Origin of the sequence: Streptomyces sp. NPDC006733 (genome assembly GCF_040636125.1) — a bacterium.
GTDB lineage: Bacteria > Actinomycetota > Actinomycetes > Streptomycetales > Streptomycetaceae > Actinacidiphila.
The window spans coordinates 33,702-46,937 of sequence record NZ_JBEYJD010000028.1; the positions used below are offsets into that span (position 1 = coordinate 33,702).

Here is a 13,236-nt window from a genome sequence, read left to right on the forward strand (position 1 = left end):
TCTGCTCGCTCCCTCGCAACGAAAGGGAAACGGAGTCTGTGCATCCGCCTCTGTGGCGTTTACGTTGCGTTCACCGCCGGGACACGGCGGCCCTCCAGGCCCCGCCCCCACCACCCCAGGGAGACCGCATGCGCATCCGGTGGCCGCGCCGCGTCTCCGCGCAGGTCCTGCTGACCCAGGTGGCGATCACCACCGGGGTCACCCTGCTGGCCACCGCGCTCTTCCTCGCCCCGCTCAGCCACCAGCTCGACGACCAGGCGATGCGCCGCGCCCTGTCCATCGCGCAGACCGCCGCGGCGGAGCCCCGGCTCGCGGACGCGCTGCTCTCCTCGGCACCCACCGCCGACGGCCCGGTGCAGGCCGAGGCCGAGCGGATCCGCCTCGCCACCCGCGCCGAGTACGTCGTCGTGATGGACCTGCACGGCACGCGCTGGTCGCACACCACGCAGGACCGGATCGGCGAGCACGTCTCCACCGACCCCGGCGGGGCGCTGGCCGGCGAGGACGTCATGCAGATCGACAACGGCACCCTGGGCCGCAGCGCCCGGGGGAAGACGCCGCTGCGCGACCGGGACGGCCGGATCGTCGGCGCGGTCTCCGTCGGCATCGCCTACGACAGCGTCCGCGAACGGCTGCTCGGCGCCGTCCCCGGGCTGCTGCTGTACGCGGCCGCCGCGCTCGCGGTGGGCGTGCTGGCCGCGTTCGGCGGCTCCCGCCGGCTGCAGCGCCGCACGCACGGGCTCGCGTTCGCCGACATCTCCTCGCTGCTCGACGAGCGCGAGGCGATGCTGCACGGCATCCGGGAGGGCGTCGTGGCGCTCGACCGCCAGGGCAGGGTCCGGCTCGTCAACGACGAGGCCGGCCGGCTGCTCGGGCTCGGGCCCGACGCCACCGGGCACGTGCTGGACGACGTCCTGCCGCCGGGCCGTACCGCGGACGTGCTGACCGGCCGGGTCGAGGGAACCGACCTGTTGACGGTGAGCGGCGGCCGGGTGCTGGTCACCAACCGGATGCCGACCGGCGACGGCGGCGCGGTCGCCACCCTGCGCGACCGGACCGAGCTGGAGCTGCTGGGCCGGGAGCTGGACAGCACGCACGGCCTGCTGGACGCGCTGCGCGCCCAGGACCACGAGCACGCCAACCGGCTGCACACCCTGCTGGGCCTGCTGGAGCTGGGGCTGCACGACGAGGCGGTGGAGTTCGTCGTGGAGGTCGCCGACACCCACCGCTCGTCCGCGGAGCAGATCGCGCAGCAGGTGCGGGACCCGCTGCTGGCGGCCCTGCTCGTCGGCAAGGCGGCCATCGCCGCCGAACGCGGGGTGGCGCTGCGGATCTCCGCCGCGACCGGGATGCCCGACCGCGCCGTCGACCCCCGCGACCTGGTGACCGTGCTGGGCAACCTCATCGACAACGCCCTCGACGCGGCCGCCGCGCACCGCACCGCCGCCTCCTTCGTGGAGGTCGAGCTGCGGACCGAGGAGGAGACGACCGCCGTGCTGCGGGTCTGTGACACCGGCCCCGGGGTGCCGCCCGAGGCGCGCGACCTGATCTTCACCGAGGGCTGGTCCACGAAGGAGCGCCCCGCCCACCGCGGCCGCGGGCTGGGCCTGGCGCTGGTCAGGCGGCTCGCCGAGCGGTACGGCGGCATCGCCCGGGTCACCGCCCGCGCGGGCGGCGGCGCGGTCTTCACCGTGGTGCTGCCCGAGGCGCTGGTCGCCGAGGACGTCACCGGCCACCGCCCCGGCCGGCCCACCGCATCCGTTCGGCCCGGGGAACCGGTCCGGTCCGGGGAACTCGTCGCCGCGAGGGAGACACGATGATCGAGGTACTGGTCGTGGACGACGACTTCCGCGTCGCCGAGATCAACGCGGCCTACGTGGCCAAGGTCCCCGGCTTCCGGGTGGCCGGCCGCGCGCACACCGCCGCCCACGCGCTGGCGACCCTGGAGCGCACCCGGATCGACCTGATCCTCCTCGACCACTACCTGCCCGACGAGACGGGGCTGACGCTGGTGCGGCGGCTGCACCAGCTCGGCCACCACGCCGACGTGATCATGGTGACCGCCGCCCGCGACGTCGCGACGGTCCAGGCCGCGATGCGGTACGGGGCGCTGCAGTACCTCGTCAAGCCGTTCACGTTCGCCGGGCTGCGGGCGAAGCTGGACGGGTACGCGGCGCTGCGCCGCACCCTGGACGGGGTCGGCGGCGCGGGCGAGGCCGGCCAGGAGCAGGTCGACCGGATCTTCGGCGCGCTGCGGAGCGCGGGAGCGGCCTCCGCCGAGCTGCCCAAGGGCCACTCGGCGCCGACCGCGGACCTGATCCGCCGGGTGCTGCGCGAGGCCGGGCATCCGCTGTCCGCCCAGGAGGTCGCCGAGCTGGCCGGGCTGAGCCGCTCCACGGCGCAGCGCTATCTGAAGTACCTGGAGCAGGCCGGAAGGATCGGCCTGACGCTCAAGTACGGCGACACCGGCCGCCCCGAGCACCGTTACGCCTGGTCGGCGGCGGACTGACGGGGCAGCACCGGTTGCCCGGGGGCCGCGTCCCACGGCTCCCGCAGCGCCCGGGGGGCCGCGTCACACCGCTCCCGCGCCGGTGAGGGAACGGACCTCCGTCTCCGCGAACCGGCCCTCGTCGCCGGGTTTCGGGGAGAGCACGGTGCCCAGCCAGCCGGCCAGGAAGCCGAGCGGGATGGAGACCAGCCCGGGGTTCTCCAGCGGGAAGAGGTGGAAGTCCACCCCGGGGAAGAGCGCGTCGGGGCGTCCGGAGACGACGGGCGACAGCACGACCAGGACCAGCGCGGGGAGCAGTCCGCCGTAGATGGCGCAGACCGTCCCCCTGGTGGTGAAGCGGGGCCAGAACAGCGAGAACAGCAGCGCGGGCAGGTTCGCCGAGGCGGCCACCGCGAAGGCGAGGCCCACGAGGAAGGCGACGTTCTGCCCCTGCGCGAACAGGCTCAGCGTGATGGCGACCGCGCCGATCCCGACGGCGGCGAAGCGCGCCACCCGCACCTCCTCGTTCCCGGTCGCAGGGCCCGCGTGCCGGCCGGCGCGGCGCAGCGTGGCGTACAGGTCGTGCGCGACGGAGGCGGACGAGGCCAGGGTGATGCCCGCGACCACCGCCAGGATCGTGGCGAAGGCCACCGCGCCGACGACGGCGAACAGCACCGTGCCGCCCGTGGAGCCCGCTCCCCCGCCCAGGTCCTGGGCCAGCAGCGGCACGGCGGTGTTGCCGGCCGCGTTGGAGGTGCGCACGGCGTCCGAGCCCACGACGGCCGCGGCCCCGAACCCGAGGACGATCGTCATCAGGTAGAAGGAGCCGATCAGCCCGATCGCCCAGACCACCGAGCGGCGGGCGGAGCGGGCGGTGGGCACCGTGTAGAAGCGCGACAGGATGTGCGGCAGCCCGGCCGTGCCGAGCACCAGGGCGATCCCGAGGCTGATGAAGTCCAGCTTCGACGTCCAGCTCCCGCCGTACTTGAGGCCGGGCGCCAGGAAGGCGCTGCCGTGCCCGCTGCCGGCCGCCGCGGAGCGCAGCAGGCCGTTGAGGTCGCCGTGGAAGCGGATCAGCACCAGCACGACGAGGGTGATCGTGCCGCCCATCAGCAGCACGGTCTTGACGATCTGGATCCAGGTCGTCGCGCGCATGCCCCCGAACGACACGTAGACCACCATCAGGCCGCCGACCCCGATCACCGTCCAGGTGCGGGCCGCGCCGCCCTGGCCGCCCAGCAGGAGCGCCACCAGGCTGCTCGCACCGACCATCTGCGCGACGAGGTAGAGCACCGAGACGATGACCGAGGAGGTGCCGGCGGCGATCCGGACGGGCCGCTGCCGCATCCGGGCGGACAGCACGTCGGCGAGGGTGTAGCGGCCGCAGTTGCGGACCAGTTCCGCGACCAGCAGCAGGACGACGAGCCAGGCGACCAGGAAGCCGACCGAGTACAGCAGGCCGTCGTAGCCGAAGAGCGCGATGAGCCCCGAGATGCCGAGGAAGGACGCCGCCGACATGTAGTCGCCCGCGATGGCGAAGCCGTTCTCCAGCGGGGAGAAGAGCCGGCCCCCGGCGAAGAACTCGACCGAGGAGCTGCGCCGCCGGCCCGCCCAGGCGGTGATCGCCAGGGTGACGGAGACGAAGATCGTGAACAGGACGAGGGCGAGCCCCTGGTGCTCGTTCGCCGGATCTGCCAGGTACCGGACCATCAGCGCATCCGCTCCTGGGTGTCCCAACGCAGGTCGAGCGCGGCCCGGTCCCTGCGCAGCCGGGCGTGCCGGGAGTAGGCCCAGGTCAGCAGGAACGTGGTGGCGAACTGCCCCAGCCCCGCGACCATCGCCACGTTCAGCTCACCGGCCACCGGGCGGCTCATCAGCCCCGGCGCGACCGTGGCCGCCACCACGTAGAGCAGGTACCAGCCGAGGAAGGCCGCGACCGCGGGGAAGGCGAACCGGCGGTACTGCCCGCGCACCTCCTGGAACGCGGCGCTGCGCTGCACCTCGAGGTAGATGGCGGTACGGTCCCGGTCCGCTCCCGCGGTGCCCGCGGCGGCGGGCGCCGGCACGGGTGGAGGCGCCGGAGCCGTCGGGTCCGGTACCCACAGTCCGGCGGCCAGGGCGTCGTACCAGGGGTCGTCCACCCGCAGCGCACCCGGGTCGCCCCCGTCGTGCTTGTCCACCGAACTCTCCTCGCTTCACGGGCCGATCGGCCGTGCGCCCAAGCATGGACAGAGTGGGAAGATCCGGTGCCATCAAGCTGAAACGTTCACCCCATCAGGTGATGGGGTGCCGTCGGGCATGCCCGCGGCCGGTGCCGCTGGACATGCCCGACGACCTTGCCCGCGCGGCTACACGTCGATGCGGGACCGGTCGAGCGTCGCCGCCGAGTTGGTGATGAACTCCTTGCGCGGCGCCACCTCGTTGCCCATGAGCAGGTCGAACGCCTGCTCCGCGGCTTCGAGGTCGCTGATGTTGATCCGGCGCAGGGTGCGGTGGCGCGGGTCCATCGTGGTCTCCGCGAGCTGGTTGGCGTCCATCTCGCCCAGCCCCTTGTAGCGCTGGATGCCGTCCTTGTAGCGGACGTTGCGGCGCTGCAGGTCGAGGAGGGTCCGGCGCAGCTCGGCGTCCGAGTAGGTGTAGATGTACTTGTCCTGGCCCTTCTTGGGCTGGACGAGCTCCACGCGGTGCAGCGGGGGCACGGCCGAGAAGACCCTGCCCTGCTCGACCATCGGACGCATGTAGCGCTGGAAGAGCGTCAGCAGCAGGCACCGGATGTGCGCGCCGTCGACGTCGGCGTCCGCGAGGAAGATCACCTTGCCGTAGCGCGCCTGGTCGATGTCGAAGGTGCGACCCGAGCCGGCTCCTATGACCTGGATGATCGCGCCGCACTCGGCGTTCTTCAGCATGTCGGAGACCGACGACTTCTGAACGTTGAGGATCTTGCCGCGGATCGGCAGCAACGCCTGGAACTCCGAGTTCCGCGCCACCTTGGCGGTGCCGAGCGCCGAGTCGCCCTCGACGATGAACAGCTCGGTGCGGTCCACGTCGTCGCTGCGGCAGTCCGCGAGCTTCGCCGGCAGCGAGGAGGTCTCCAGCGCCGTCTTGCGGCGCTGCGCGTCCTTGTGCTGGCGGGCCGCGATGCGGGTGCGCGCGGCGGCGACGGTCTTCTCCAGCACCGCCCGCGCCTGCAGCTTCGTGTCGCGCTTGGTGGAGGTCAGGAACTCCTTGAGCTCCTTGGCCACCACGTTGGCCACGATCCGGTTGGCGGCCGAGGTGCCGAGCACCTCCTTGGTCTGGCCCTCGAACTGCGGCTCGGCCAGCCGGACGGTGACGACCGCCGTCAGGCCCTCCATGGCGTCGTCCTTGACGACGTCGTCCTCGGCAACCCGCAGCAGCTTCGAGGAGCGCAGCACCTCGTTGACGGTCTTGGTGATGGCCCGCTCGAAGCCCGTGACGTGGGTGCCGCCCTTGGGGGTGGCGATGATGTTCACGAACGAGCGGGACACGGTGTCGTACCCGGTGCCCCAGCGCATCGCGATGTCGACGCCCAGCTCACGGGTGACCTCGGTGGCCGTCATGTGGCCGCGGCCGTCCAGGACGGGGACGGTCTCCTTGAAGCTGCCGCTGCCGGTCAACCGCAGGACGTCGCAGATCGGCCGGTCCTGGGAGAGGTACTCGCAGAACTCGCTGATGCCGCCGTCGTAGTGGAAGACGTCCTCGACGGGCTTGCCGTCGCCCTCCAGGTCGCGCTCGTCGCGGACCACGATGGTCAGCCCCGGCACCAGGAAGGCGGTCTGGCGGGCGCGCTGGTGGAGGTTCTCCAGCGAGATCTTGGCGTCCTTGAGGAAGATCTGCCGGTCCGCCCAGTAGCGGATGCGGGTGCCGAGCCGGGTCTTGGGGACCTTCTTGGTCTTTTTCAGGCCACTCGCCGCCTCGAAGGAGGAGTCGGGGCCCGGTCCGGAGAAGGCGCCGGGGACGCCGCGCCGGAAGCTGATGGCGTGCGTGTGGCCGCTGCGGTCGACCTCGACGTCGAGGCGGGCGGACAGGGCGTTGACGACGGAGGCGCCGACGCCGTGCAGGCCGCCGGAGGCCGCGTACGAGCCGCCGCCGAACTTGCCGCCCGCGTGCAGCTTGGTCATCACGACCTCGACACCGGACAGCCCGGTCTTGGGCTCCACGTCGACCGGGATGCCCCGGCCGTTGTCGCGGACCTCGACGGAGGAGTCGGCGTGCAGGAAGACCTCGATGCGGTCGCAGTGGCCGCCGAGGGCCTCGTCCACGGAGTTGTCGATGATCTCCCACACGCAGTGCATGAGGCCGCGGCTGTCGGTGGACCCGATGTACATACCGGGGCGCTTGCGGACCGCCTCCAGCCCCTCGAGGACGAGCAGATGCCGCGCGGTGTAGTTGGAACCGTCGCGATCTGCGCCCGTCAGCAGCGCGGAGGACGGCACGGATGTTTCGGCGGTCACGCGGGCAGCTCCTCGATAAAGTTCTTCTGCCGTAAACTTCTTCGGCCGTGTCGGTGGAAGGGTACCGAGACCTGGTGCGCCCGTAGTGCCGCGACCCGGTATCCGGGCCTCACAGTAGCCCTGTTTCGATCATACGTTCGATACCTCATTTGAGTGATACACATGTCACGTTCACATTGAGGCATGAACCATTTAGGCTCCGGGCACGTCCTCACCAACAACCGGCAAGCCAGTCGGCGGACACAATCGGACAAGCGCCCCAAAAGCGACAACTAACGCATCAGAGGCCAATCCGCTACCAACAGGTAGCATCCAGTCACCTTGAAGTCATATTTCGAGGAAAAGCCACGAGCGGGAACGTTTTCGGCCTGGTTGGATGTTGACCCTGGTACGACAGCTCGTCGAGCTAGAGAAGAGGCGACGTGACTACAGTTCTGACCCCCGCGAGCCCGCTGACGGCGGCGGACCGCTGCGACCGTTGCGGCGCCCAGGCATACCTGCGCGTCGTCCTCATCAGTGGCGGCGAACTGCTCTTCTGCGCGCACCACGGGCGCAAGTTCGAGCCCGAACTCAAGAAGATCGCTGCGGAAATACAGGACGAAACCGGCCGACTCACCGACACCCCGGCGCAAACGGTCGAGGACGAGCACTGACACATCGCACCTGCGACGAGCTCGGACCGACGGGCGGCCGGACCCCAGCTGGGGCCGGGCCGCCCGTCGGCTCTTCCGGGGCCTGTCACGGGTGCCGCTCGGCCGGCCTGCCCGCGATCAGGGCGCTGACCGAGGAGATCCGGGTGTAGACCCCGGGATGGCCCGCCTCGGCGCACCCGGTGCCCCAGGAGACCAGGCCGACCAGTTTCCCCCGCACCACCAGCGGCCCGCCGCTGTCGCCCTGGCAGGCGTCCCTGCCGCCCTGCGGCTCCCCCGCGCACAGCATGGTCCGGCGGAGGTACGTTCCGTCCGCGGTGCCCGGGTAGGCCCGCTCACAGACGCCGTCGGCGAGCAGCTCCACCTGCGCGGAGCGCAGCACCGACGAGTACGCCCCGGCCCCCGTGGTGTCGCCCCAGCCGTAGACGCGGGCCGCTGAGCCCGCCCGGTAGGAGGCCTGGTCGCCCGGCCCCGCCAGCGCGATGGCGGATTCGGCCGACAGAGGGCTCTGCAGTGTGATGACCGCCACATCCCCGGCATTGGTCACGGGGTCGTATCCGGGGTTGATACGGACCTGGCGCAGCCGGATCTCCCGGCCCTCCCCGCTCCGCAGATCGACCCGGTCGGCGACGACGCGCAGGTCCCGCACGGTCCGCCAGTCCCCGCCGAGCACGTCCCGGCCGAAGCAGTGCGCGGCGGTGACCACCGTCGAGGCGGAGACCACGGCCGCGCCGCAGAACTGGCCGGATCTCGCCGGTCCGAACCGGTTGCGGCTGGCGAGCGCCACCACCCAGGGCTGCTGCCCCGCGACGGCCTGGTCGCCGCCTATGACCGCCGCCCCGGCTTCCGCCGCGACTCCCGGTACGGCGAGCGGGGCGATCAGCGCCACCAGTGCCACCGTCGATCCGGTGAGCAGCCTCCGGAGCGTGCAACGCATACGGCCTCCTGACCCTGTGGATCCCTCTGGAAACCCAGAGTGATCCATAGGACCGGAGGCCGCATCCGCTGGATTGCGAAGGATCAGTCCAGATAGTCGCGCAGGACCTGCGAGCGCGACGGGTGCCTGAGCTTCGACATCGTCTTCGACTCGATCTGGCGGATCCGCTCGCGCGTGACCCCGTAGACCTTGCCGATCTCGTCGAGCGTCTTCGGCTGCCCGTCCGTGAGGCCGAAGCGCATGGAGACCACGCCCGCCTCGCGCTCGGACAGGGTGTCGAGCACCGAGTGCAGCTGCTCCTGCAGGAGCGTGAAGCTGACCGCGTCGGCCGGCACGACCGCCTCGGAGTCCTCGATGAGGTCTCCGAACTCGCTGTCGCCGTCCTCACCCAGGGGGGTGTGGAGGGAGATCGGCTCGCGGCCGTACTTCTGGACCTCGATGACCTTCTCGGGGGTCATGTCGAGTTCCTTGGCCAGCTCCTCCGGGGTGGGCTCGCGGCCCAGGTCCTGGAGCATCTGGCGCTGGACGCGGGCCAGCTTGTTGATGACCTCGACCATGTGCACCGGGATACGGATGGTGCGGGCCTGGTCGGCCATCGCGCGGGTGATCGCCTGGCGGATCCACCACGTGGCGTACGTGGAGAACTTGAAGCCCTTGGTGTAGTCGAACTTCTCGACCGCACGGATCAGGCCCAGGTTGCCCTCCTGGATCAGGTCCAGGAAGAGCATGCCGCGGCCGGTGTAGCGCTTGGCCAGCGAGACCACGAGGCGGAGGTTGGCCTCCAGCAGGTGGTTCTTGGCCCAGCGGCCGTCCTCGGCGATGATCTCCAGCTCGCGCTTGAGCTTGGGGGCGAGCTTGTCCGCCGCCGCCAGCTTGTCCTCCGCGAACAGGCCGGCCTCGATGCGCTTGGCGAGCTCGACCTCCTGCTCCGCGTTGAGGAGCGGGACCTTGCCGATCTGCTTCAGGTAGTCCTTGACGGGGTCGGCGGTGGCACCGGCCACCGCGACCTGCTGGGCGGGAGCGTCGTCCTCGTCGTCGTCGGAGAGCACGAAGCTCTCGGACTCGGGCTTGTCCGACTCCTCGTCACCCTTGCCGGGCGTGGTCGTCTCGTCGGCTTCCTCGCCGTCGGCGGCCTCGTCGTCGCCCTTCTTGGCGGCGGTCTTCTTGGCCGCCGTCTTCTTGGCGGCGGTCTTCTTGACCGCTGCCTTCTTGGCCGCCGGCTTCGCGGCGGGTGCGTCGGATTCTTCGACCGGATCCACCGTCTCGGCCTCGACAGCACCGGGAGCGGTGGCGGCCTTGGCGGCGACGGTCTTCTTGGCGACGGTGGCCTTGGTGACGACCGTCTTGGTGGCGGTGCGCTTCGCCGGGCTCTTGGCTGCGACGCTCTTGCGAGTGCGCTTGGGCTCCTCAGCGGCACTGACCATCAGCGTCACACCTTCCTCATCGAGGACCTGGTTGAGGCTGCGCAGAACGTTCTTCCACTGGGTTGCCGGAATCTGGTCCGCTTCGAAGGCCCGACGCACGTCGTCGCCGGCGATCTGCCCCTGAGCCTTACCCCGCTCGATGAGCGCCATCAGAGACTCGGACTCGGCGATCTCCGGCGGGAGCGTACGGGATGTGCTGGCCGACACGAACAACCTCTCGGAACGATGGGAACGACTCGGTGGAACCGCTCAGGAACACAGCGTCGACAGGGACACTGCTATTCCTCGTGCGGCCACCACCTCTTAAGTCATCGCGCTGCCTCGCCAAGCGTTACGCCCGGCCCACGTGGCCCGAGTCACACCCCATACCAACTGTACTCATCGGATAGCGGGACACTCTTCGCACCGGGCTGCCGCCGGCCCCGGACCGGTGGTCCGGGGCCGACTGCGGGCCGGCCGTACCGTCAGTGCTCCCGCGGGGAGGGAACGACGTGCTCGGACGGGGCGGCCGCGGCGACCTCGGTGTGGACGGCGAGGAGCTGGCGCATGGTGGCCTCGGCGCCGGCGCCGTCACCGGACGCGAGCGCGTCGACGATCCGCCGGTGCAGGGTCACGGCGGGCTCGCCGGGCCGCTCGCAGCCGGTGATCGGGCCGCCCGACACGTGCAGGGCGGACGAGACGATGCCGGCGAGGTGCTCCAGCATCCGGTTCCCCGCCACCTGCAGGAGCAGGGAGTGGAACTCGGCGTCCGCGCGGGAGAACGTCAGGGAGTCGCCCTGGGCGGCGGCGTGGCCCATGATCTCCACCATGTCGGCGAGGCGCTGCTGCACGTCCTCGCGGCCGTGGCCGGCGGCGAGCCGGGCCGCGAGCGGCTCGATGGTCCAGCGCAGCTCGAACAGCTCGCGGCGCTGGTCGTCGCGCTGCGGGCCGAAGGCGCGCCATTCGATGATGTCGGGGTCGAGCAGGTTCCAGTCGGCGACCGGGCGGACCCGGGTGCCGACGTTGGGCCTGGCGCTGACCAGGCCCTTGGCCTCCAGGACGCGGAGGGACTCGCGCACCACGGTGCGGGAGACCTCGAAACGCTGGCCGATCTCCTCGGGCACGAGCGGGCGGTCGGCGCCCAGGTCGCCGGAGACGATCATCTGTCCGAGCTGCTGGACGAGTTGGCCGTGCAGCCCGCGGCCACGGCTGCCGCCGGCCCGGCGGCCCACCCGGCCCATGTCCGAATCGGCGCCGTCCCAGGAGGGCAGTCCGGGACGGTCGACACCTGAGGCGTCGGCGTACGAGTAGCGGTCGAGCTCGGCCGGGCCGACGAGGTTGGAGTCGGCGGAACGAGCCGTGGTCATCAGGGGGTGCGCAAGGGTACTCACGCATCCTTTGTCGGCGATGCCGGTGCGGGCCTTGAGGGCTTTGCTGAAAAGCACACGAAAGGGTGAGCGCTCATCACCTGATAATTGACGCTTTATCGGAATGAAACGCCCTGCGTGACAGGCCACGGCGACACTTCCTTTTATCCGACCGCGAGTTGGGCGGCGTCAACGTCCGCGACCTCGCAACACCGTTGCGAGGTGGGCGCAGAGCAGCACGGTGAGCGACAACACGAAGGCGCAGCCGACCGGTTGGACGGCCCTTCCGGTCACCCCCGCCGCGGTGCTGCCGACGCCGCCCGGCCAGCCGCCGACGACGCTGAGCAGCGCCCCCGAGGCGTCGATCAGGTGGCTTCCGGCGCGGCTGCGGACCACCAGCCGGACCGCGGGGGCGACGACCAGCGGGACCGCCAGCACCGCCGCCATGCCCAGCGCGGTGGTGCGGAAGAGCCCGGCGGCCAGCAGCCCGGCCCAGGCGCAGCCGACGGCCAGCGCCGCCCAGCCGGCGGCCTGGGTGGGACGGTCGGTGGGCAGCGGGACCGCGCCGGGGCCCAGGACCACGCGCAGCACGACGGTGTCGAGCACCGCGGCGGCCGCCGCGATCAGCAGCGCGGCGGCGCCGGACACGAGCATCTTGGCGGCGAGCAGCCGCAGCCGCCGGGGCACCGGCACCTGGGCGGGGGCCAGCGCCGGGTAGCGGAACTCCTGGCCGTAGGCGAGCGCGCCCAGCAGGCCGGCGCCCAGCGCGGCGGGCGGCAGCGGCAGGTGCGGCACCCACCCGGACATCATCGACAGCGCCGACGCCTGCCCGGTGCGCGAGAGCAGCAGGGCGCCGGCCACCGAGGCGAGCAGCGAGAGCGCGGCGATCCACCACGGGGTGCGGATGCCGCTGAGGCGGAGCAGTTCGTACCGCAGCGGTTGGGCGGGGGTGGGCGGCGCGACGGCCGCCCAGGCCGGAGCGGGGATCCTGACGGGCGGCGCGGCGGTCTCGTCCGCGGCGTCCGGGGCGTCCGGGGCGGGGCCCCGGCCGTCGGCGCGGTGCAGCGTGGCGACGGCGCCGAGGTCGGCGACCTCGTCCGTCAGCCGGTGCAGCAGGATCCCGTTCCGGTAGGCGATCTCCCCGATGTGCGCGGAGGTGGTGCCGTAGATGACGAGGCGGCTGCCGTCGGCGGAGGCGATCTCGGCACCGCGTTCGGTCAGCACCCCGGCGAGGCGCTGGGCGTGCGGGGAGTGCACGGCCACGTGCGGGCGCAGCCGGGTGCGGTTGAACTCCTCGGCGGACTGGTCCGCCACCAGCCGGCCGGCGTCGAGCGAGACCACCCGGTCGGACGTCCTGGCGATCGCCTTGGCGTCGCGCCCGGTGACCAGGACGGCTCCGCCGTCGGCCGCGTAGGCCCGCAGCAGCGCGTGCACCCAGGCCGCCTCACGGGGGGTGAGGCCGAACGACGGTTCGTCCAGGAAGAGGGTCCGCGGCTGGGCCAGCAGCGCCGCCCCCAGGCCGAGCCGCCGGTCCATGCCCAGCGAGTAGGTGCTCAGCCGCTGGTCCGCGAGACCGGTGAGCCCGACGATGTCGAGCACCTCGTCGGCCCGCTCCGCCGGCACCCCGAGCGCGGCGGTGAGCATCAGCAGGTGGCCGCGCGCGGTGCGGCCGGGATGGCCCGGCACATCGCCGAGGAGGACGCCGACCTCGCGGGCGGGGTGCCGGAGTTCGTGCAGCGGGACGCCGTCGAAGAGGGTGACGCCCCGGCCCGCCTCCAGTTCGAGCATCAGGCGCAGCGTCGTCGACTTTCCCGCGCCCGGCGGGCCGAGCAGGCCGGTGACCTGCCCGGGGCGGACCTCGAAGGAGAGGTCGTCGACCGCGGGCGGACCGTGACGGCGGGGCATGCTGGTCAATCCGA

General features: G+C 72.0%; 10 protein-coding genes. 3 read left to right on the forward strand and 7 right to left on the reverse strand.

The features are described from left to right. Positions 1-128: 128 nt before the first annotated feature. Together ABZ721_RS24230 and ABZ721_RS24235 are read left to right on the forward strand one after the other, a co-directional pair. On the forward strand, positions 129-1,820 hold the full coding sequence (locus ABZ721_RS24230) for a sensor histidine kinase (RefSeq protein WP_358790773.1): 1,692 nt from the start codon (positions 129-131) through the stop codon (positions 1,818-1,820). Further along, on the forward strand, positions 1,817-2,509 hold the full coding sequence (locus ABZ721_RS24235) for a response regulator (RefSeq protein WP_358790774.1): 693 nt from the start codon (positions 1,817-1,819) through the stop codon (positions 2,507-2,509). The genes ABZ721_RS24230 and ABZ721_RS24235 overlap by 4 nt, the downstream gene beginning before the upstream one ends. Before the next feature lie 63 nt (positions 2,510-2,572). Here the strand turns inward: ABZ721_RS24235 and ABZ721_RS24240 are convergent, their stop codons facing one another. From ABZ721_RS24240 to ABZ721_RS24250, 3 genes are all read right to left on the reverse strand, one after another. Beyond that, the gene (locus tag ABZ721_RS24240) at positions 2,573-4,198 is read right to left on the reverse strand and encodes a cation acetate symporter (RefSeq protein ID WP_358790775.1); all 1,626 of its coding nucleotides are present in this window, start codon (positions 4,196-4,198) and stop codon (positions 2,573-2,575) included. Beyond that, positions 4,198-4,668, reverse strand: a complete 471-nt coding sequence (locus ABZ721_RS24245) for a DUF485 domain-containing protein (RefSeq protein ID WP_358790776.1) — start codon at positions 4,666-4,668, stop codon at positions 4,198-4,200. The genes ABZ721_RS24240 and ABZ721_RS24245 overlap by 1 nt, the downstream gene beginning before the upstream one ends. Before the next feature lie 168 nt (positions 4,669-4,836). Next, positions 4,837-6,960 carry a DNA topoisomerase IV subunit B gene (locus ABZ721_RS24250; protein ID WP_358790777.1) on the reverse strand — a complete coding sequence of 708 codons (2,124 nt, stop codon included), beginning with the start codon at positions 6,958-6,960 and terminating at the stop codon, positions 4,837-4,839. A gap of 422 nt (positions 6,961-7,382) precedes the next feature. On the opposite strand from ABZ721_RS24250, the gene ABZ721_RS24255 reads away from it, so the two are divergent. Beyond that, entirely contained in the window at positions 7,383-7,613 is a 231-nt protein-coding gene (locus tag ABZ721_RS24255) for a hypothetical protein (protein WP_138357478.1), read from the forward strand. A gap of 85 nt (positions 7,614-7,698) precedes the next feature. Here ABZ721_RS24255 and ABZ721_RS24260 read toward each other — a convergent pair whose 3' ends face one another. The 4 genes from ABZ721_RS24260 to ABZ721_RS24275 all read right to left on the reverse strand — a co-directional run bounded on the left by ABZ721_RS24260 (position 7,699) and on the right by ABZ721_RS24275 (position 13,222). Beyond that, complete coding sequence (locus ABZ721_RS24260; protein ID WP_358790778.1) at positions 7,699-8,547, reverse strand: serine protease; 849 nt, start codon at positions 8,545-8,547, stop codon at positions 7,699-7,701. A gap of 83 nt (positions 8,548-8,630) precedes the next feature. After that, positions 8,631-10,178 carry an RNA polymerase sigma factor gene (locus ABZ721_RS24265; RefSeq protein ID WP_358790779.1) on the reverse strand — a complete coding sequence of 516 codons (1,548 nt, stop codon included), beginning with the start codon at positions 10,176-10,178 and terminating at the stop codon, positions 8,631-8,633. A gap of 257 nt (positions 10,179-10,435) precedes the next feature. Continuing rightward, the gene (locus ABZ721_RS24270) at positions 10,436-11,395 is read right to left on the reverse strand and encodes a FadR/GntR family transcriptional regulator (RefSeq protein ID WP_358790780.1); all 960 of its coding nucleotides are present in this window, start codon (positions 11,393-11,395) and stop codon (positions 10,436-10,438) included. Positions 11,396-11,506: 111 nt separating this feature from the next. Next, on the reverse strand, positions 11,507-13,222 hold the full coding sequence (locus ABZ721_RS24275; RefSeq protein ID WP_358790781.1) for an ATP-binding cassette domain-containing protein: 1,716 nt from the start codon (positions 13,220-13,222) through the stop codon (positions 11,507-11,509). Between the last annotated feature and the right edge of the window lie 14 nt (positions 13,223-13,236).